The sequence below is a fragment of the Bifidobacterium mongoliense DSM 21395 genome (genome assembly GCF_000741285.1).
In the GTDB taxonomy this organism is placed as follows: domain Bacteria; phylum Actinomycetota; class Actinomycetes; order Actinomycetales; family Bifidobacteriaceae; genus Bifidobacterium; species Bifidobacterium mongoliense.
Genome location: NZ_JGZE01000009.1, coordinates 16,502 through 37,265, shown reverse-complemented (window position 1 = coordinate 37,265; position 20,764 = coordinate 16,502). Strand labels below are relative to the sequence as shown.

Here is a 20,764-nt window from a genome sequence, read left to right as displayed (position 1 = left end):
TTGGTAATTACATTGACTTAAAGGAGCAGCATGTTAGAAGGATTCAAGAAATTCATCGCCCGGGGCAACATGATCGACATGGCTGTCGGTGTCGTTATGGGCGGCGCGGTGACCGTCGTCGTCAACGCCATCGTGACGAAGGTCATCAACCCGTTGATCGCCATGATCTTCGGCAAGGGCGACATGGACGGACTGCTGGCGTTCAAGGCCAATGGTGCCACGGTGTCCTTCGGTGCCGTGCTTGGCGCCCTGATCAACTTCCTGATCGTCGCCGCCGCCGTGTACTTCTGCATCGTCGTGCCGATCAACAAGTTGCGCGATATGGCCGCCGCCGCGGCCAAGCTCACGGGCCATGGCCCCGCAGAGAAGGAAGAGATCCCGCCGTCACCCGAAGAGCAGACCGTTGCGCTGTTGCAGGAGATCCGCGACGAGATGGCCAAGCGCCCGAGCAGCCCGGATATGCCCGGCATGCTGCAGCATGGTGGTTCTTCGCTGAACTGAGCGCGTGATGCCGGCGACTGTGGTGAGTGATTCACGGTTGTCGGAGTACGCCGTTATACGCCCGACGCCGATTTTGCCGATCATCGTATCGGTGGGATCGGCGTCGTTATTATGCTGTGGTATCCACGTGGTTGATGGAAGCCGAAGGAAGTCGAAGGTAAGGAACAATGACCATGACCTATCTCGTAACAGGTGCCACCGGAGGATTGGGCGGGTACGCCCTGCGTCATCTCATGACGATGGTTCCGGCCAATGACATCGTCGCCCTCGCTCGCAGCGAGGGCAAAGCCGAGGCCTTGTGCGCGCTTGGCGTCGAGGTCCGTATCGCCGATTACGCCGACCGGGAGTCCCTGGGGAAGGCCTTCTCCGGCGTCGACCGGATGCTGTTCATCTCGGGAGCCCCGGGGAACCACCGGACCGAGCACACCAATGTCGTCGAGATGGCCGTGCAGGCGGGCGTATCGTTCATCGCCTACACGAGCTTCGCCCATGCCGATCAGGTCGACAACTTCCTCTCCGCCGACCACCAGTTCACCGAGGGGATCATCGCCGATTCCGGCGTGGCCCACACCTTCCTGCGCAACAACTGGTATCTGGAGAACGAGATGCCGCTGCTCACCGCCGCCATGGCATCGGGTGAGCTCGTTACCGCGGCGGGTGACGCGACGGTGGGATGGGCGCTCAAACGCGAATACGGCGAAGCCGCCGCGCGGGTGCTCGCCGGTGGACGCGACTATCCCGAGGTCGTCGAGCTCTCGGGTCCCGCCACGACGTATGCGCAGCTCGGAGCGGCTCTCGCCGAGGCGACGGGCAAGGACATCGCCGTGCGGCATCTGACCGGTACCAACTTCTCCGAGGCGTTGCAGGCCCAAGGAATGCCCGTGCAGGCCGCGCAGGGGCTTCTGGGCGTCCAGCAGCTCATCGGATCCGGTGACCTCGAGGTGACGTCGGATGATTTCGCGACGGTTCTCGGCAAACCGCTCACCCCGCTGGCGCAGGCCGTGAAGGAAGTGCTGGGCTGACGTCGGAGCGCGCGTGACGTGTGTGGCACCGTTTCGTTGGAGAGAGGCACCGACGGCATGATGCCGTCGTGACGTGCGTGACGTGCTTGACGTCGGGTTGGGTACGGGGCCGTGGTCCAGCCATGGGAAACGCGCCGTTCACATCATGCCGGGTGGTGATTTGACCCCATCAACCCGGCCGGAATATATTGGTAATCGTTGGACTTCCGGACTTCCCCGGGGGTTCGGAACACGACAAGACGGATATCAGAGGCCCCATGGTTACTGCTCAGGATGTGGCGGAGCTGGCGGGCGTCTCCCGGGCCACGGTGTCCTACGTCATGAACGGCAGCGATCTCATTTCGGACGCCACGAAGCGCCACGTGATGCGGGCCGTGGAGAAGCTGGGATACCACCCCAATGGCCCCGCACGTGCGCTCGCAGGCGGCAGAACGGGCTTCATCGGCGTTGCCGTGCGTATCGACGCGAACACCAGCAGCGTCGAGCTGTCCCCGCACCTGACGACCATCATCTCCGAGACGGAGCGACGGGGCAACAACGTACTGCTCATTCCCGGCCAGGAGGGGCTGCCGGGCATCCGCAGAATCGAGAAGCAGTCGATGGTCGACGGACTGCTCGTCTACGACATCGAATTGCATGAGGATCGTCTGGCGGGGCTGGCCAAGCTCAATCTTCCGTGCGTATTGGTTGGCACCACACAGGACGCCACCGCGTTGCCGAGCGTGGATGTGGACTATGCGCGAATAGGCGAGCTGCAGGTCGACGAATTGCTTCGGGTCGGATGCGAGGAGATCCTGTTCCTTGACAGCAAGGCGGAGGACGCCGATCATTTCAACTTTTCGCGCGCCTTCACCATCGAAGGCCCGGCGTATGCCCGATCGAAGGGCGTCAAGGCCTCGGCCAGCTTCCTGGAAGGGCGGCATTGGAAGGGCATCGCCGAGGTCGCGCAGGACATCGACACATGGCACGGCAGGAAGGTGGGCATCGCGGTGAGAACGCCCGCGATCCTCGATCTGCTGGTGGCCACGGTGCGTGCCCATGGGCTCGTGCCGGGACGGGGCCTGCCCATTGTGGCCGTCTGCCCGAATGCCTTCGCACAGCAGCATCCGGTCAGCATCACGAACATCGACCCGTTGGCCGAACAGTGCTCGACCGTGGCCGTCAATAAGCTCTATGCCCTGCTTGACGGGAAGGCTTCCGGCCCGGTACGTGACGTCATCGAACCCGAACTGCAGCGGCGTGAGAGCACCGCACACCCATATACGGCTACGTTGCGGGCGTAAGGGGCTACGCCGCTCATCGGGTACGAGATACACCGGTGAGATACGCTGACGGGCCGGCACGACGTATATCGCACCGGCCCGTCAGAGATAATACGCAGTGACATTACATGGTGGAATCAATCCACGGAGGCGCCCTCTTCCTCGATCATCCGCATCCAGATGTTGAGATGCTCGTCCTGGTCGTTGGCCAAAGGATCGGCGCGGTTCATCGCCCTGCCGTCCACGCTTGAGGGGAAGACGAACGCGCATGTGGCGGTGCCGTCGGGCGCATAGTTCGCCATGTTCTCGCGCAGGATCTGCGAGGCCATGAGATCGGTCTCCTCGGTCCGTACCTCCTTGGGCAGGCGCAGCAGCACCTCGGTCGTCAGCGCGGACCAATAGTGGGGGAACGTGTCGCCGAACGAGCGCATGATGCCGAACCAGTGGCCGTCCCAATGCCGTATCGCGATGCCGTTGAGCCGGCAGTCGGGCTGGAACCCGCTGAAGGACAGGAGCCAGGGGAGGCGCTCGCGGATCCCGTTGAGGTACGTGGCCTCGCCGGTCTGGCGGTAGGCCTCGATGAGCAGGCTGAGCAGCGGCGCCACCACCGACTGCTCGTAGGCGACCTCGTGGGGCGGGATGTTCCGGCCCAGCGAAAGGAAGTACTGCGCGCTCGAGACTACCGAGTCGAGTATGGTCCGGGCCTCGTCGGCGCGGCCGTGCTCGCGCAGCAGTGACGCCGCGCAGGCGCTCGTCTCGGCGAATTCGATGCTGAGGAAGTGCTTGCCGCCCAGTTCCGAGAGCCGGTGCAGGATGCGCACCAGCATGTCCAGATCGTGCTCGTCCTTCGTCGCACGGAAGTGCTCGCAGTAGAACTGCGCGACCCACGGCATGTCATACAGACGCTTGCCGAAGGATTCGGTCGGCTGGGTCGAACCGCGGCGTGAGGCGCCCGTCTCGTCGAGCAGATGCTCCTCGACGAAGTCGCGCCAGCCATCGCATTCACGCTGCGTGGCCTCGGCGTCCTCCGCGTTCGTCCAGCCGTGGTTCACGGCCTTCTGCAGCAGCACGGCCATGCAGATGCGTTCCGATCCGTCGGTCCAGTCGTTCCAGAACGGGTCGATCACCTGCAGCCCGGTCCGGGTGTCCACGGAGACCAGGGAGGCGGCCAGCGTGCCGGGACGTGCGCTCGCCACCTGGTGCTCGAGGATGTAGTGCACGCGCTTGGCCACGGTGGTCGGCAGCGATTCATGGAACAGCACTTCGGTCTTCGCCTCGTAGCCGTGACCGCTGAGATGGACGTAGTAGGTGCCGGCCTGTTCGCTGGTCAGCCGATACCCGGAGGCCGTGCGTTCCATGGTCAGGCCTTGGTCCGGGCGTGCGTCGAGCGTGGTGGTGAGGTCGATGCTCCCACCCACCTTGCTCGCGTAGGAGGAGAAATGCGCCGGCGCGTTCGTGCGCGCCTCGAATGCCGGCCGGGAATCGTACCAGCCGAGCTCGGTCTCGAGCACGTATTGCTCGCCCGCCGCAAGATGGATGACGGGCTGGCCGCCGAAGGAATCGGGGGCGATGGCATGGTCGGTGACGTTGAGCACGATGTGGCCACGCACGTTCGAGAAGACCGATTCGTTCTGGGTCTGCAGCGAATACGAGTGGATGGCGCCGCGCGTGACGATGAGGCCGAGTGACGGGGCCGATCCGTCCATGGGCTCGGCGTAGGCCCAGGCCCAGTTGCCGCCGGCGAAGACGTGGGCATGCACGCATTCGGCGAGGGCCTTCTCGGCGGAGGGATAGTAGTTGTTGAACGGCGCTTCGATCGACAGCTGCGTGATGTCGAGATCGGTGTCGCCGGTGTTGCGCCACGCATAGCGTTCGGTGAGGTGCTCGCCGCCGGTCCTGGTCACGCTCAGCGTGAGGCCGGCCTGGTGCAGATCGAACTCGAGGCGTTCGCTGTTCTCGCCGCCCACGCGACGGGTCGGGGTGTTCCACGTCCGTGCGCCGACGCTGGTGACCACGGCACCGGTGCCCCAGTAGAAGTCGGGCGAATGCCACGGAATCTCGGGGTCGATGAGGTACTCGCGACGCTGGTCGACGTCGCAGGAGAAGCCTTGGGGGGCACCCGTCCGCGCGTCGAGCACGGCCGATCCCTGACCGAATCTGAGGATGTTCTCCGATGTGGTTTCGGAGAGGGTGTCGCGGGTATCCGCCGTAGTGCTGTTCATACGAATGGGTTCCTTTCGGGATGAGAATCTGATGGCGACGGTGCCGTCGCATGAGAACGCGCTCCGCTCACACTGGATCGCCGTCGTCGCCTGTGGCATGTCGTGGCGGCGACCCGGCGCGAACGAAGCGCGGATGGTTGGGTCTAGCCCTTGACGGATCCGGCGACCAGGCCGGAGACGATCCACTTCTGGCAGAAGAAGAAGAAGATGAAGACCGGGATGAGCGTGATGACCGTGATGGTCATGAACAGCGGCCAGTTCGTCGAGAACTTCTGCACGGCGTTGTACACCTGCAGGACCACGGTCTGCTTGTCGGTCGAGGACAGGAAGACGCTGGGCAGCAGGAAGTCGTTCCACGTCGACATCGTCTGGAAGACGACGACCGTGGTGAGGATGGGCTTGATCAGCGGCAGGACGATGCGCACGTAGATGCGCCCGGCGCCGGCGCCATCGATCTTCGCGGCTTCGAACAACTCACTCGGCAACGAGGACATGTAGCCGACGATCAGGAAGTAGCAGAACACGCTCGACCCGGTGTACAGCACGACCAGACCTAGCAGCGAGTTGACCAGGCCGACCGCGGCGGCCATCTTGAACTGCGGCAGCAGGGTGGCCTGCAGCGGGATGGAGAAGGCCACCATGAGCACGCCGCCGACGATCTTGGTGAAGGTCGACCGCTTGTAGACGATGCCGAAGGCAGCCATCGAGCCGATGAGCACCTGCAGGAACACGCCCGCGACGGTCAGGATGATCGTGTTGGCGAAGGACCGCAGCATGGTGCCGTCGGAGAAGGCATCGCCAAAGTTCGAGAACACCCAATGCTTCGGCAGCCCCATCGGGTTGGTGATCATGTCGATCGAGCTTTTGAACGAATTGATGAGCACATACCACAGCGGCAGTGCGCAGAGCAGTGCGAGAGCGAGAACGATGACGGTCCTGGCCGCCTTGCCGAGCAGGAAGCGTTGCGAGCGATTCATGCGAACCTCTTTTCAAGCGAATTCGTGGCCTTCATCTGCAGGACGATCACGAGGATGCAGGCTATGGTGAACAGCGTGGCGAGTGCGGAGCCGAGACCGTACTTGGATTGGGCGATGCCGCGCAGGATGATCGCCTGGGTGATGGTGTTGGTCGAGGTGCCGGGGCCGCCGGAGGTCAAGGTGTAGGGCAGGTCGTAGATCTTGAGACCGCCCGTCATGAGCAGGAACATCGAGACGGCGATGCCGGGCACGAGCTGCGGCAGCGTGATGTGCATGAAGCGCTCCATGCCGTTCGCGCCGTCGACCATGGACTGTTCGTAGAGGTCGGCGGGAATGATCTGCAGATAGGCGAGGTACAGGGTGGCGTGCCAGCCGACCTGCATCCACACCGCGACGATGATGACGCACATCTTGGCCGTGTTGTCCTGGGCGAGCCACTGCACGGAAGGCAGTCCGATGCCGGCGAGGAACTTGTTGAGCACGCCGGTATCGAGCGGGGAGAAGATGAACTTCCACACCAGGCCGATGATCGCCTGGGAGGGCACGCCGAGGAAGAAGAACAGCGAGCGGGCGAAGCCGCGGCCCCACATCGCGCTGTTGAGCGTGATGGCCAGCGGAATGGCCAGCATGGTGATGATCAGCGTCGTGGAGACGGCGTACAGCAGCGTGAATCCGAGCGCCTGCAACAGTGAGGGATCCTGGAAGATCGTCACGTAGTTCTGCAGGCCGATGAAGTTGAGGTTCGGCGAATATCCGTCATAGTCGGTGAGTGAATAGAAGAACGTCTGGATGAGTGGGATCAGGGTGAGCACCCCGAACACGATGATGATGGGGAGGAGGAACCACAAGGCTGACAAGTTGTCGGGCAGGTTCGCCGCCCTCGTATGGTGCCTGTGCGGCATGAGTTGTGCTTTCATATTCGACCTATCGACCTCTAGCGTGGTGGATGATGTATGCGATGGGGGCATGGCCGTGGCTGGGGATGTGGCTCCCCGGGGCCGCGGCGATGCCCGTTGCGCCCTTCAGTGGGCGGCGGTCAGTGCCCTTAGAGGGTCTTCCACTTGTCGTCCAGCGCCTTGAGGAACTGGCTGGTGGTGATCTTGCCCTGCACGAGCTGCTGCTGCTCGGCGATCATGGTCGTCGACATGGCGGTCGGGGACTTGCCCCAGTTGATCCAGTAGGCGTGATTCTTCTTCAGGTAGTCATTGACCAGCGAGGCGATTTCCTTGGCGGGAGTGGAGGAGTACTTGCTCGACAGCGAGACGGTGCCGGCCGCGGACGTGAAGTCCTTGAGGCCCTGCTTGCTGTTGAGGAACGTCAGGAACTTCTTGCCTGCCGCCTGCTCCTTGGCGCTTGCCTTGGCGGCAATCGCGAAGCCCTGATCCGGGCCGCCCGTGATCCAGGGCTTCGCACCCTTGACCGCAGGCATGGGGGCCACACCGTAGTCGATGCCGCTCTGAGCTAGATCGCTGATGTCCCACGGGCCGGAACGGTAGACCGCGAGGTTGCCGCTGACGAACTCGTTCTTGATCTGGTCGCCGGAGACACCGATCGACTTCTGCGGGATCGCGCCTTCCTTGATGCCCTGATCCCACTCATTGACGGCTTCCTTCCAGTTCTCTGAGAAGGTCGCCTTGCCGGTCCAGATGTCGTTGTCCGGGTTGGTGTCGTTCTTCTTGCCGTAGGAGGATCCGAGCAGGCCGGCCAGCGACGGGGACGGCTGCGAGTTGAAGTCCTCGAGGTAGGCGGTCTTGCCGCTCGCGTCGATCTTCTTGGACATGGCGATGAATTCGTCCCAGGAGGCCGGCAGGGTCTTGTAACCGGCGGCCGCGAGGATCTTCTTGTTGTAGAACATGCCGCTGAACCACGCCGTGACGGGCATGCCGTAGGTCTTGCCGTCCTGCTGGAAGAGCTGGAAGTTCGCCGGGTCGATGCCCTTGGTGAAGCTCTCGTTCTTGAGGTCCATGGCCGCGCCGGAGTTCATGACGTCCGTGCGGTTATCCATGGTCAGGTTGAAAACGGTCGGCGGCTTGCCGCCGGCGAGCCGGGTCTGCAGCGTCTGGACGTACTGCGAGGGGTTCTGCCCATATGAGACGTCGAGCTTGATGTCGGGATTCGCCTTTTCAAAGTCATCGACAACGGTACCGATCTGGTTCTTGGCGAAGTAGGAATAAAAAGAGATCGTGGTGGTGTTGGCACTTGACGACCCGCAGGCCGCGAAGGGGAGCACTACTGCGGCAGCCGCACCTAAGGCCAGGAGTCCGCGCATCTTCGATCGAACGTTCATATGTCCTCTTTCCTCATTTACACGCGTCAATATTGAAGCGCGTAAACTAATGTAGCACAGAATCTTGCTAGCTACAAAACAGGCTTCGGTGAATGTGCGGTTCGACCTGCTGCGGCGGTGTTCGGGAGGTGTTGACGGGCGTGTCCGGGGGTGTCCAGACGGGGCGCGGACGGGCGATGATCCGCCGAGTTGGCGCTCGGGATTCAGCGTGTGCGGGAGGGGTCCCGGGGGAGCGCGGGGGCGAGCGACGGCACCGACATCGTGTAGATCGTCGAGGCCACGCTCGCCGAGGATGCCGCGAGGTCGGTGCTCAGCCAGTACTGGATGAGCCCGATGCTGCCCGACACGGCGAAGTGGAAGCGCATCGAGGCGTCCTCGTCCGCGTCATCCTCGTCGACTTGGCCGACGCCGCGAAAGCCGCTGAAGCCGTAGATCAGCCCGATGAGATCCTGCTGGAACCCCAGGTCGGCCTGCGGGCTCATGAGGACCTGGAGGTGGTTGTGATTGCTGCGGATGTAGGCGCAGACCTGTTCCAGGACCTGCCGGATCGCCTCCTGGTCGTCGGCCATGGTCGCCCGATTGACCGTCGCGAGGGTCTCGCCCACCCAGTCCAGCGTCGAACGCTCGATATCGCCGAGCAGGTCCTCGGTGTTGGCGTAGTGCGCGTAGAACGTCGAGCGGTTGACGTCAGCCCGGGCGCACAGTTCCTTGACCGATATCTTCGCCAGCGGCTTGCGGGCGAGCAGCTCCATGAGCGCGTCCTGCAGCGTGGCGCGCGTGTACCGCGTCTTGCGGCTTTCGGTGAGGGGCGGTGTGTGATGTGGTGGCATCTGCGGTGGTGTGGTCACGGTCAGCTCCTTGGTGCTCTCGTGGTCGGCGTGTCGTGGCCTCCGTGGCGATTGCGACGGCGGGTCCGGGGCGGGGGAATTCCCGACGGTCGGGGCCCGCGTTGTTTCTGAACCGACAGGTCGGAGGCGTCGTGTCGGATAGGCGTCTCCGTGAACCCAACTGTTGGTTGTCAAAGCAACACCATGTTGTTTTAATTGAGTGTACGGGACAACCACACCATCTTCAACTCGCGACGACAGGGGCGATCATGGCCTATATCGAATTCAATCATGTGATCAAGGAATACCCCGCCGGGGATTCGACGATCCGCGCACTCGACGACGCCGACTTCCATATCGAGGAGGGCCGGCTCGCCATCGTGCTGGGGCAGTCGGGAGCCGGGAAGACCACGGCGCTCAACATCCTGGGCGGCATGGACACGGCCACGCAGGGCTCGGTGCTGGTGAACGGCCGCGATATCACGCGGCTGTCGCACAAGGAGCTCGTCATGTACCGGCGCACCGACATCGGCTTCGTCTTCCAGTTCTACAACCTCATACCCAGCCTTACGGCGCTGGAGAACGTCGAACTCGCCTCGCAGATATCCGACGATCATCTCGACCCCGCGCAGACCTTGGGCAAGGTGGGGTTGGGCAAGCGGCTCAACAACTTCTCCAGTCAGCTCTCCGGCGGCGAGCAACAGCGGGTCTCGATCGCCCGCGCCATCGCGAAGAAGCCCAAGCTGCTCCTGTGCGACGAGCCCACGGGGGCCCTGGATTACGCCACGGGCAAGCAGATCCTGCAACTGCTTCAGGACGTCAATCGCAACGAGGGGATCACGGTCATCATCATCACGCACAACAACGCGATCGCCCCCATGGCCGACCAGGTGATCCATTTCCGCAGCGGCAAGGTGATGGGCAGCACCCTGAACCCCTCACCGACGCCCGTCGCCGACATCGAGTGGTAAAGGAGCGCGGAATCATGCGGTACGGCGCATATGCCAAGGACGCCTGGCGCACCTCGCTGGGCAATTCGAAACGGTTCGCATCGATAGCGATCATCACCATGCTCGGCGTCGCGGTGCTGACGGGCATCTACGCCGGGTGCCGTGACGCCTTCGTATCGGCGGGACGGTTCTACGAGCGGCAACGGCTCTACGACATCCAGGTCACCTCGGCGACGGGATTGAGCGATGACGACGTCAAGGCGCTGGCCGGCGTGGAGGGTGTGGAAACCGTGCAACCCGAGCGGTCGGCCATGGCGACGACCACGGTGAAGGACGTGGACAAGAACTTCGCGGTGACCCGCATCGGCACGAAGCGGCTGAACCAGCCGTATCTGCAGCGGGCCGCATGCCCGCCACGACCGACGAGGTCGCCGTCACCGAACGGTATATGCTGGACAGCGGCGCGAAACTCGGCGACAAGCTGGCGTTGACGACGGCGGCCGTATCCGGTGTGGACTCCGACGGAGCGGCTGCCGATACGGGATCCGCGGACGGATCGTCTCATGTCTCAACCCATGGCGCGACCACGTCGCGGCCCGTCATCACGGGCGTGGTGCTCGATCCGCAGGACCTCGACAATCCTGCGGGGTATCGCGACGGCACCTTCCGTCGCGCCTCCACCGTCGACTACACCGTGTTCGTCACCGATCTTCCCGCGCCCGCAGACGAGCTCGCCGCCGCATCCGCGCAAGGTTCTGCGCAAGGCTCGGCAGAAGACTCTGCGCAAGGTGCTACCGAAGGTTCCACGCAAGGCTCGGCGCAGGACCTCGGGCAGCAGCGTGCGGCCCTGCCGGCGTATGCGGCGATCTCCCTGCGGGTGAGCGGTGCGAACGAGCTCGACACCTTCTCCTCGTCGTATCGGGACCACGTCGGCCGTGTGGTCGATCGCATCGAATCCCTACCTGAGGCGACCACGGGCGGGTGGTACGTCAACGATCGCACCGAGCATCAGAACTTCTCCGGACTGACCAACGACCTGCGGTCCATAGAATCGATCGGCCGTGCCTTCCCCGTGGTGTTCCTGGCCGTGGCGGTCCTCATGAGCCTGACCGCCATGACCCGCATGGTCGAGGAGCATCGCGGCCTGATCGGCACCTATCTGGCGCTGGGGTACGGCAAGGGCGTCATCGTGCTGCGCTACCTCCTGTTCTCCGGCGTCGCCTGCCTGGTGGGCGGTGGTTTGGGTGAGCTGGTCGGATTCATCGGCATCCCCGTGTTCCTCATGCGCGTGATCGGCGGGTTGTATGTGATTCCGCACATGACCCTGACCTATGACCTCCTCTATGGCCTGGGCGGCCTGGCCCTGTTCCTCGTGGCCGTGTGCGGCGCAACCGTCATGGCCGTCATGGGCGAGGCGCGCAGGATGCCGGCGTCGCTCATGCGGCCCAAGGCACCGAAGGCCGGCGCCCGCATGCTTCTGGAACGTATCGGATGGCTGTGGCGACGGATGAGCTTCCTCAACAAGGTGACGGCTCGCAACCTCTTCCGGTTCAAGGGCCGGCTCATCATGACCGTCGGAGGGGTGGCGGGATGCACCGCCCTCATCCTGTGCGGGCTGGCCATCAACGACACCGTCGCGTCGCTCGGCCAACGGCAGTACGGCGGCATCTACCGTTACGACCTCATGGCCGTGGCTCAGGACGGGCGCGCGACCGAGGTGCTCGACCGACTCCAGAACGACAAGAAGGTCACCGCCATGGTTCGGGTGCGGGTGGAGGCCGCCGAGCTTTCCCTGGTTGATAAGGGCAGCGGATAGGGCAGCGAGTCCGTTCAGGTCGTGGTCGTGCCGGACGGCGAGGATCTGAGCCGCATGGTCGACCTGCGTGAGGCCCGGGGCGGTCTCGTGTCGTCGTTGGGCCTGGGGTGGACGCAGAGCGCCGGGCCGCGGCTGAAGCTTGGCGACGACGGCATGCTGGTCACGCAGAGTGCGGCTAATTCGCTGGGTATCAAGCAAGGTTCCACCGTGGACCTGCGCATCGGCAGCGTGACGCGTACCGAGGCCAGGGTGGATGCGGTGTTCCGCAGTCTCATCGGTGCCGATGTGTATATGTCGCGCAGCGTGTACGAGGCGATGATTGATGCCGCGGGGCAGTCCGGTGGTTCGGGGGAGTCTGGTGGTCAGGCGCAAACGGATGGCTCTGGGCAGTCCGGTGCCGAGACGAAGCCTTTCGTTGCCAACGCGGCGCTCGCGACCCTGTCGGGTGATCGGGAGTCGCATAAGGCCTTCGCCACAACGCTCGGCCGTGAGGATGGTGTGGTGTCGTCGCTGAGTTCGGCGGCCCTGGCGGATGGGTTCAGTTTCGACCTGATGAGCGCCGTCATGGCCCTCATCGCCGTGTTGGCGGGCGGATTGGCGTTGGTGGTCTTGTTCACGCTGGCGAATACGAACGTCTCCGAACGGTTGCGCGAGATGGCCACGATCAAGGTGCTCGGCTTCACCGATCGCGAGGTGCACCGGTACGTGAACAAGGAGATGGTCATCCTCACCGCCATCGGCACGCTGCTCGGACTGCCGCTCGGCCGGCTCATCGGCGGACTGCTCGCCGTCGCGCTCAACATGCCGTCGCTGTATTTCGAGGTCAGGGTGCAATGGACGAGCTACCTCATCGCCGCCGGTGTCACGCTGGCCTTCGCCGGTGTGGTGCAGCTGTTCACCAACCCGGTGCTCGACCGGATCGATCCCGTAAGCTCGCTCAAAAGCGTGGAATGAGTGGTTGTGGCGAGTCGGTGTGCCGTGCGGGACGGTGCTGTAGATTAGTGCCACCTGCGGTCGGATCGTGAGCATTGACTCCGATCCGGCACGTGGGGGTACGCGATGTCGAGTGGGTTCGAGTGGTGTCGAATGGGCTCGAGTGGTGTCGATCGGTCGCAATCGGTGTCGATCGGTGGCGACGGTCGGCATGGTCGCGTGGATCATGGATTGGCGTTCGCCACACGCTCCAACCCCCCTTCATACCCCGATGCGGCCCTCGGCGCCGCGGAAAGCGAGATCCATCGTGACGGATCATGTGACGAACAACCTGACGGACAATCAGACGGACCACTTTGAACGGGATCAGACCGCACATGAGCGGACCGCCGGCGGCCATGCCGAACGCGACCATATGCTGGCCGGCGAACTCTACAACGCCGCCGATCCGGAGCTCGCCCGGCTGCGAGAACACGCTCACCGGCTGTGCGTGGATTTCAACCGTACCCACGAATCCGACACCGTGCAGCGCGCCGCAATCCTGACCGAACTACTGCCGCACTGCGGCGAGGGCAGCGACGTCGCGGGTCTGATCTTCTTCGATTACGGGGAGTTCACGACGTTCGGCGACCATGTGTACGCCAATTTCAACCTGACCGTGCTGGACGTGTGCCCGGTGACCGTCGGTAACCACGTGATGTTCGGTCCCAACGTCACACTCGCCACGCCGATACACCCGATGCGCTGGCAGGATCGGAACGTGAGGAAAGCCGCCGATGGCTCCACTTTCGACTATGAATACGGCGCGCCGATCACCATCGGCGACAACTGCTGGCTGGCGTCGGGCGTGACCGTCGCCGGAGGTGTGACGATCGGTGCGGGGTCCGTCATCGGTGCCGGATCGGTGGTCACCAGGGACATTCCGCCGAATTCCTTCGCCGCCGGGGTGCCCTGCCGGGTGATCCGCGGCATCGACGAGGGCGACGCGATGGACATGCCCACCAGGGTGCCGGAGGTCTGAGGGTTGGGGTTTGAGGATTTGGGCCTCCAGAGTCACCGGACTGAACTTCTAATTGCGTTGCGAGTTCCGGCAGTGTTCCGTTCGCGGTTGCTCGCGGCATCTTAATACCTCAAACGAATCGCTGTTTGAACTTGCTTCTTATTTAAAACTACTTAAGATAGTAGGCGAAGGAGCAATGATGACGATAGATACAGATCTGGAAGCAACTGATATTCCGGCGACACGGGGGATGCGCCTGTTGCGCGTCCGCAACCATGACGATTTCCTCCTGCGATACGTGCAGCCGGGACTCGTGGGGCTGATCGATGGCACGGTCAGCACCCTGGCGCCGGTCTTCGCGGCCGCCATATTCTCCGGTCCGCACGCCGCATTCATCGTGGGTATGGCCACGGCGCTCGGCGCCGGCGTGAGCATGGGGTGGTCCGAAGCGTTGTCCGACAACGGCAAGACGACCGGTCGTGGGTCCGCCATCGTGCGTGGTGCGGTCACGGGTCTGATGACCACCATCGGCGGAACGTTCCATACGTTGCCGTTCCTCATCCCCAGTCTGCACTGGTCGCTGATCGCGGCCTTCATCGTGGTCGCCATCGAACTCGTGGTGATCGCCTGGGTCAGGTACCGCTTCCTGCACGTGCCGATGAAGAACTCGCTTATGGTCGTCACCTTGGGCGGAGCAATCGTTCTGGGTATCGGCGTGGCGCTCGGCGCGAGCTGATCTGGCCCGGATGGCCTAGTGATGTGCGCGCGTTAGGCCCGGATGTGTGCGCGAAGTCCAGATGCGCGCAAATATCAAAGCTTGCAACAACAAGTTCAGCAAGCAAGGAACCCACAACAAAAATCAGAACTAAAAAATAAACTAAATGATATACACCATGAAATCAGTAATCGAACACAAAAACAGCTGCAAGCATTTACTGAAGAAAATTCATCAATCAAACAACCCAAATCCGAATTTGATCAAAGTTTAAAGCGTTAGCCAGTTTTTAAAGGTCATGCTATAATATAAACAGAAAAAGGAAGTCCCGCCGAAAACAGGACTTCCCACGCAAGCCGCTTCAAAGGCGGTGGCATTAGTTAACTAAACGATAATGTCGTCCCGTAACTCGCCAAAGTGATGATCGGTGCGGCTTTTTTATTTGTGGTGCTTGTCGATATAGCTGAGTAGCGCGATTAAAAACGTGCCAAACAGCAATATCAACGAGAGTGTCTGGAAGACGCTCATTGACTGTGAAACCTTCCTGAAGATTATTCCATGTTCCCATGGGCCTCACCTCGCAAGGGAAAAGACAGCCACCGCCCTTAAAACTTCTTGCTCAATCCATTATACAGGGGAATTAAAAATCAACCAAGAGCAATAAAACCGCTCTTGACAGCAAAGGAAAGCTACAACACTAGCAAGGTCAGCAAGCAAGGCTAATAATACTGCTGCAATGGGAAATAACAAGCGTCCAGGAGGGCGGTCCAAGAGCGGGCGCAAACCCTACCAGACAGTACGATTATAAAAGTAAAGAAGGTCATAAAATCAGCTACTAGAGGGAAAACTGTGGTAAAAGACAAATAAGATGGTGAAATGATGACTATAAAGTCAAATCATATAAATAGGTAGTTGAGCATATAACTTGCTTTTGACGCTTCGCTTACTTATAATAAGTGCAGTAACAAATGACTAGTAAAAGGCGGGTAAAACAATGGATAAATTTAAAAATATTATTATTGGATTTGGTAAGGCGGGTAAGACATTAGCTAAGTACTTGGCGCAGCATGATGAGACCGTGCTTCTGATTGAACGGTCTAAACAAATGTACGGAGGAACTTGCATCAATGTTGGCTGCCTACCATCTAAAAATTTAATTTTTAATGGCCAACGTGGCGTGGACTTCACTACAGCAGTTAATAAGCGTGGTGAGATGACTAGACAGTTGCGAAACAAAAACTATCACATGGTGGCTGATGAGCCACTAGCAACGGTTTGGGATGGGTCAGCCCGTTTTATCGACAATTATGTTTTGGCAGTCGTAATGAGTGATGGAACGACTAAGAAGGTGAGAGGTGAACGTATCTTTATTAATACTGGAGCAGTTCCAAATTGGCCATCAATCCCAGGGTTAGAATTTAGTCAGCGGATTTTTACGTCTAAAGAAGCTATGGAATTGGAGAAACAACCGAAACGACTAGCAATTATTGGTGGCGGTTATATTGGCCTTGAATTTGCTGGAATGTTTAATTCCTTTGGTACGCATGTAACGATTTTCGACCAACATACCAGATTGTTAGAGCGCGAAGATCCTGATATTGCGACCGAGGTCGTAGCAGATCTGACTGATGCCGGGATCGAGATTAAACCGGCGACTCAACTAACTCAAGTAAAAGATAATGGTGAGAAGGTTACATTATATTATCAACAAGGTGATCAAACCAACACTGCGAAATTTGATGCGGTATTGGTTGCAGTCGGTCGACGGCCTAATATAAATAGTTTAGGGCTAGAAAATACCGATATTGCTTTAACCAGTCGTGGTGCTATTCAGGTCGATGATCATTTAAGGACCACAGTACAAAACGTTTGGGCTTTGGGCGACGTTAATGGCGGTCCTATGTTCACTTATGTCTCATTGGATGATTTTCGTATTATTGTAGATCAATTGTTTGATAAGGGAGATCGCTCAACGGCCGATCGAATGGTGATACCGACTGCTTCGTTCCTAAATCCACCACTGGCTAACGTCGGCTTAAATGAACGTCAAGCTAAGAGTGCAGGTTATGTTTTACAAACCTTCAAGCTATCAGTCAAGGCGATTCCAAAGGCCCGTGTCTTGGAGGATCAACGCGGGCTTTATAAGGTAATCGTTGATCAAAAAACACACCTTATTTTAGGGGCAACATTGTATGCCGCTGAGGCTCATGAAACCATCAATCTAATTGCATTGGCAATGAAGGCCAAATTACCTTACGAAAGATTACGCGACATGATCTATACTCATCCAACAATGTCTGAAGCCTTGAATGATCTTTTTAAGACCCCGGTTGTGAAAAGCTAACGCCCTAGAAACACAAAGCCGACTAGTTAATCGAGGAAACAATCAAGAAATCACCGTTAAAATTATTTCGCAATGTGATTAACAATGCCCTTAATCTAAAGGACCGGGTTTACCAGATCTTTGAGCATTGTGATCCACCTTTACACAATAACCACGATGAGCAACTGATCTACTCTACCACGCTGGTGCGAAAGAATAAGTCTGTTCACAAAACCAACGGCAGGCGCAAAGGCTAATACGATCTGGTTTGGTATTGTACAAATGGAAAAATTAAATAAACTGGACGTCTTTAAGTATTTTTAACCATTACTAACGGTTTACACGCAACGTAACACGCCAGATATTGAGGCTTATTCACCGGGGGCTCCAGAAATTCAGGACACGTGTCGTGTTTAATAGAGAAACCAAAGCGGGCGACCAACGCAGAAAACTGCGTTGGTCGCCCGCTATTTTTGTTTGAACCCAGGGATCTGAGATACCATCAATGGTTAAGATTCAACCCGGTTCGTTGTGGAGTGCTTACGATCATTCAATCATGATCAAATAGTAAATCTACTTATAACTACTAAACCTAAGCTTAGCAATAACGTCACTATTCCAATTAACATCATACCCATTGATGATCCATCACCTGTTTGAGGTAATCTACTTGTTTTATCGTGCATTTTACCTTGAGTGAAATCCTTTGGTGTTACCTTATTCCCATTATTAGGAACTTGAGGTTCCTTAGACGTTGTCGGATTATGGGTATTAGTAATATTGTAACCATCAACAGTACTGGTGTACCCCGCAACTGCATCTTCCGTAACTGTGTAGGTAATCTTCTGACCATTAGCATAAGCAGCTAAGTTGTCGAAACTGTACTGCCAGTTATCACTGGCACTAACTTTCTTGCTTGCAACTTGTTGACCATTGGCCAATAAGTTTACCGTGATTGAACTTGGACGGACTCCATCTTGATTGTTGTTATCCCTCCAAGTCTTCGTCCCTGAAACTGAGGTTTTCTCAATCTTATCGATAATTTTAATAACGGCCCCTTTTGAATCAAAATTTGTAGAAGTTACGATTACCGTATCTGCTAATTGATATCCCTTAGGTGAACTGACCTCTTTCAATTGGTAACTATCACGTAACAACCCATAGATAGTGCAAGGTGGTCGTGGCTTATCGATTGCGGATGCGTTACCAGGTGGCAAAGACCGATTTAAAATCGTTAGTCAATCAGATTTTGACTGGACGATCGATACAGATAAGTACACCTATCCAAACCATGAAGGTATTGATTTCTATCATCATTACAAAGAAGATATTGCACTGTTTGCCGAAATGGGTTTCAAGTGTTACCGTTTCTCAATTGCATGGTCACGAATTTTTCCAAATGGTGATAAATCGCAACCTAACGAAGCCGGATTAAAGTTTTATGATGATGTGATGTGGACTGGGTTTTGTTCCTGATTTCCCCCAGATAAGGAATGATGGAATTATGCGTACGAGATATGCCAAGGAGTTCAGGGACCGGGCCGTCAGGCTGTTGGCCGAGTCCCGGGGGAATTACGCGTCGGAGACGAAGGCGTTGCAGGGCGTGGCGAAGGATCCGGGTGTGGCGGCGGAATCATTGCGCCGCTGGCAGGCCAAGGCTGATACGGCAGGCACGGCGGGTCCCGAGGGGTCCGGCGAGCTCAGGCGGCTGCGTCGGGAGAATGCGCAGCTGCGTCGGGCGAACGGGATCCCGTCGAGCGCGTCGGCTTTTTTCGCCTCACGGCCCGACCCGACACGACGTTGATGGTCGAGTACATCGACACTCATCGCCACCGGTTCGGGGTCGGGCCGATCCGCACGGTCCCGCGGGCTGCGCTGGCTGGCGGTTGCTCACCGCCAGAGCATACCGGCAGGTCAAAGCCCGTGCCGCCAGCAGGATGCGTGCTCGCCCATGAGACGCTGGCCCGTGACATCATGGTGATCCACGCGCACCGGTTCATGGCGGTGTACGGGTATCGGAAGGTCCATCGTCGGCTGATCCGCCGGGGATGGCGTGGGATCGGGCGTGACCAGGTGCTGCACGTGATGCGCTCCCTCAGGATCCAGGGGGTGCGTCGGGGACGGAACCCGATCACCACGCGACCCGCCAGAAGCACGGGCGGCAGGCCGGACCTGGTGAACAGGCAGTTCACCACCGAGGCTCCTGGACGCTTGCACGTGGCCGACATCACCATCGTCACGACTCGCGTCCGGCTCGTTCGCGTATGTGGCGTTCGTCACCGACGCGTACGCCACAAGGATCGTGGGATGGCCGTCGCCGCGAGCCGGCACACCAGGACGTTGCCCCTGGTCGCGTTGGACCGGTCCATCAGCTGGACGGCCCGGCACGGGCGGACCACAGGCCCGATCCACCACAGTGATCATGGCACCCAATACATCAGTGCCCTGTACGGCACGCACCTGACACCAGCAGGCATCCTCGCATCCACCGGCAGCGTGGGCGACTCCTACGACAACGCGCTGGCCGAAACCGTCAACGGCGCGTACAAGGGCGAACTGATCCGCCGATCCAAGCCATTCGGGTCCGTGCACGCGTTGGAACAGGCCACGTTCCCATGGGTCTCCTGGTGGAACAGCCAACGTCTCCATGAAAGCCTCGGCTACCGGACACCATGCGAAGTCGAAACCCTGTATCATCAACGCCAGGCGATATCAATCGCCCCAAAAACCAACAAAACAGCGTGAACAAAAACCAGTCCACTTCACAGACCAAGCAGAAAGAACCAGAAAAACAAGCACCCACACCACAACCAAGCCAGAAAACCCAGAAGACCAGAAAAAGACCCCAAAACCAACAAACCAGAAAACCCAACATCACCAAACGACAACCATGCGTGTCTTGCACCCACCCCGTTGGGGGACGCCGGGAACGGCGTCGTTCGTAGGTCGTGTGACGTGTTTAGATGGGTTTTCGCCCGATATCGCGACAAACCGTATGGGAATCCGCGTGGGATGGGCATGGATGACAGTGAAAAACCGCCCGTGTGCGAGGCCTGCGGCAGGCCCGTGACGGAGCGCAGCAAGGTGAACGGGGCATGGCTGAAGAGCCATCGAGGGTGCAAGGACCGGATCCGGACCATCAGGCGCAGGCGTGCGGCCGAGGAGAACGAGGAGCGTGTCGAGGCCATGTTCCTCGAAGCGTTGGAGGACCGCAAACGGGCCGCGAACCAGTGGCGGTGGCAGATCGAGAACCGCAACGAGCTCGCGGACGAGCACGACCGGGTCCTGGCCGCCACGCTGCTCGTGTCGTACCGGTGCATGATCGCCGCCATGAACGTCATGCCGTCCGCGCTCATCCAATATCGGGAGCCATGGGCCGTGGACCTGACCCGGATGCTGGGCCGACGGACAGTGGCGCTCATCGCCCGACGTGACGGCTGGACCCACACCGCATTCTGGGAGCATGATCCCGAATGCAGTGAGGACGGCACGCTGACCCGCGTGGGCGCCGGGGAATGGGCCCTGCCGATGGAGGGCATGGAGGACGAGTACCGCGACGATCTGGATCATGAGGACGGTCGGGGCCGGCGGACGTTCTCGGACGTCAAGGCGCTGCAGCGGCTATGGGCCGAGGACCATGTCGGCGGCCAATGGGATCCGGGCCCGTGGCGGTTCAAGTGACGACACGGCAAGGATCCGGATTCGAAGGGAGGACAGATGGCGGTACATCGGATAGACGGGATCTGCAGGCATTGCGGGAAGCATACGCAGGTATGGGAGGACGGATACTGTTCGGGCAAATGCCGTCGCGGCGCGTGGCGTGCCGGCGACAGGACCATCGCGGGCGTATGCGAGGTGTGCGGCAGGCCCGTGTGCAAGCCCAGGAGGGGACCCGTGCCGCGATACTGCAGCCGCCGATGCCGGCAGCG

General features: G+C 59.6%; 17 protein-coding genes and 3 pseudogenes. 13 read left to right on the top strand and 7 right to left on the bottom strand.

Annotation, left to right across the window (positions count from 1 at the left end; genetic code table 11):
• The first annotated feature begins 30 nt into the window (after positions 1–30).
• The 3 genes from mscL (at position 31) to BMON_RS03870 (ending at position 2,806) form a co-directional block, all read left to right on the top strand.
• Positions 31–501, top strand: a complete 471-nt coding sequence (gene mscL, locus BMON_RS03880) for a large conductance mechanosensitive channel protein MscL (protein ID WP_033513296.1) — start codon at positions 31–33, stop codon at positions 499–501.
• A 173-nt stretch (positions 502–674) separates the two neighbouring features.
• A complete protein-coding gene (locus tag BMON_RS03875) occupies positions 675–1,523 on the top strand; it encodes an NmrA family NAD(P)-binding protein (RefSeq protein WP_033513343.1) in 849 nt (282 codons plus the stop codon).
• Between the two features lie 257 nt (positions 1,524–1,780).
• Positions 1,781–2,806: a LacI family DNA-binding transcriptional regulator gene (locus tag BMON_RS03870; RefSeq protein WP_081882865.1), complete on the top strand. Its 1,026-nt coding sequence runs from the start codon at positions 1,781–1,783 to the stop codon at positions 2,804–2,806.
• A 116-nt stretch (positions 2,807–2,922) separates the two neighbouring features.
• Here the strand turns inward: BMON_RS03870 and BMON_RS03865 are convergent, their stop codons facing one another.
• The 5 genes from BMON_RS03865 to BMON_RS03845 all read right to left on the bottom strand — a co-directional run bounded on the left by BMON_RS03865 (position 2,923) and on the right by BMON_RS03845 (position 9,101).
• Positions 2,923–5,007: a hypothetical protein gene (locus BMON_RS03865; protein WP_237745322.1), complete on the bottom strand. Its 2,085-nt coding sequence runs from the start codon at positions 5,005–5,007 to the stop codon at positions 2,923–2,925.
• 143 nt (positions 5,008–5,150) lie between these two features.
• Positions 5,151–5,984, bottom strand: a complete 834-nt coding sequence (locus BMON_RS03860; RefSeq protein ID WP_033513293.1) for a carbohydrate ABC transporter permease — start codon at positions 5,982–5,984, stop codon at positions 5,151–5,153.
• The gene (locus BMON_RS03855; RefSeq protein WP_051917870.1) at positions 5,981–6,901 is read right to left on the bottom strand and encodes a carbohydrate ABC transporter permease; all 921 of its coding nucleotides are present in this window, start codon (positions 6,899–6,901) and stop codon (positions 5,981–5,983) included. Before BMON_RS03855 ends, BMON_RS03860 begins: the two co-directional genes overlap by 4 nt.
• 128 nt (positions 6,902–7,029) lie before the next feature.
• On the bottom strand, positions 7,030–8,271 hold the full coding sequence (locus BMON_RS03850) for an ABC transporter substrate-binding protein (RefSeq protein WP_033513292.1): 1,242 nt from the start codon (positions 8,269–8,271) through the stop codon (positions 7,030–7,032).
• Positions 8,272–8,474: 203 nt separating this feature from the next.
• Entirely contained in the window at positions 8,475–9,101 is a 627-nt protein-coding gene (locus tag BMON_RS03845) for a TetR/AcrR family transcriptional regulator C-terminal domain-containing protein (RefSeq protein ID WP_051917869.1), read from the bottom strand.
• Between the two features lie 266 nt (positions 9,102–9,367).
• Between BMON_RS03845 and BMON_RS03840 the strand changes: the two genes are divergently transcribed.
• From BMON_RS03840 to BMON_RS03825, 5 genes and pseudogenes are all read left to right on the top strand, one after another.
• Positions 9,368–10,069 (top strand): ABC transporter ATP-binding protein, encoded by a 702-nt coding sequence (locus BMON_RS03840; RefSeq protein WP_033513290.1) that lies wholly within the window; start codon positions 9,368–9,370, stop codon positions 10,067–10,069.
• Positions 10,070–10,083: 14 nt separating this feature from the next.
• Complete coding sequence (locus BMON_RS10375) at positions 10,084–10,539, top strand: hypothetical protein (protein ID WP_051917868.1); 456 nt, start codon at positions 10,084–10,086, stop codon at positions 10,537–10,539.
• A gap of 473 nt (positions 10,540–11,012) precedes the next feature.
• Positions 11,013–12,818, top strand: a pseudogene (locus BMON_RS10650) (ABC transporter permease); the annotation flags it as partial.
• 286 nt (positions 12,819–13,104) lie between these two features.
• On the top strand, positions 13,105–13,818 hold the full coding sequence (locus BMON_RS03830) for a sugar O-acetyltransferase (RefSeq protein ID WP_272944901.1): 714 nt from the start codon (positions 13,105–13,107) through the stop codon (positions 13,816–13,818).
• Between the two features lie 175 nt (positions 13,819–13,993).
• A complete protein-coding gene (locus tag BMON_RS03825; protein WP_202805444.1) occupies positions 13,994–14,533 on the top strand; it encodes a VIT1/CCC1 transporter family protein in 540 nt (179 codons plus the stop codon).
• A gap of 417 nt (positions 14,534–14,950) precedes the next feature.
• On the opposite strand, the gene BMON_RS10560 is transcribed toward BMON_RS03825, so the two are convergent.
• The gene (locus BMON_RS10560) at positions 14,951–15,040 is read right to left on the bottom strand and encodes a putative holin-like toxin (protein ID WP_124032122.1); all 90 of its coding nucleotides are present in this window, start codon (positions 15,038–15,040) and stop codon (positions 14,951–14,953) included.
• Positions 15,041–15,506: 466 nt separating this feature from the next.
• On the opposite strand from BMON_RS10560, the gene BMON_RS09535 reads away from it, so the two are divergent.
• Positions 15,507–16,856, top strand: coding sequence for an FAD-dependent oxidoreductase (locus BMON_RS09535; protein ID WP_034254647.1), 1,350 nt, complete (start codon positions 15,507–15,509; stop codon positions 16,854–16,856).
• Positions 16,857–17,395: 539 nt separating this feature from the next.
• On the opposite strand, the pseudogene BMON_RS09530 reads toward BMON_RS09535, so the two are convergent.
• Positions 17,396–17,851 (bottom strand): annotated as a pseudogene (locus tag BMON_RS09530) (Cna B-type domain-containing protein); the annotation flags it as partial.
• Positions 17,852–18,011: 160 nt separating this feature from the next.
• Between BMON_RS09530 and BMON_RS10250 the strand changes: the two are divergent.
• The 4 genes and pseudogenes from BMON_RS10250 to BMON_RS03810 form a co-directional block, all read left to right on the top strand.
• Positions 18,012–18,287 (top strand): annotated as a pseudogene (locus tag BMON_RS10250) (family 1 glycosylhydrolase); the annotation flags it as partial.
• Between the two features lie 52 nt (positions 18,288–18,339).
• Entirely contained in the window at positions 18,340–18,639 is a 300-nt protein-coding gene (locus BMON_RS03820) for a transposase (protein WP_034885282.1), read from the top strand.
• Entirely contained in the window at positions 18,639–19,580 is a 942-nt protein-coding gene (locus tag BMON_RS03815; RefSeq protein WP_081882861.1) for an IS3 family transposase, read from the top strand. Before BMON_RS03820 ends, BMON_RS03815 begins: the two co-directional genes overlap by 1 nt.
• A gap of 273 nt (positions 19,581–19,853) precedes the next feature.
• The gene (locus BMON_RS03810) at positions 19,854–20,516 is read left to right on the top strand and encodes a hypothetical protein (protein WP_237745319.1); all 663 of its coding nucleotides are present in this window, start codon (positions 19,854–19,856) and stop codon (positions 20,514–20,516) included.
• Positions 20,517–20,764: the final 248 nt, after the last annotated feature.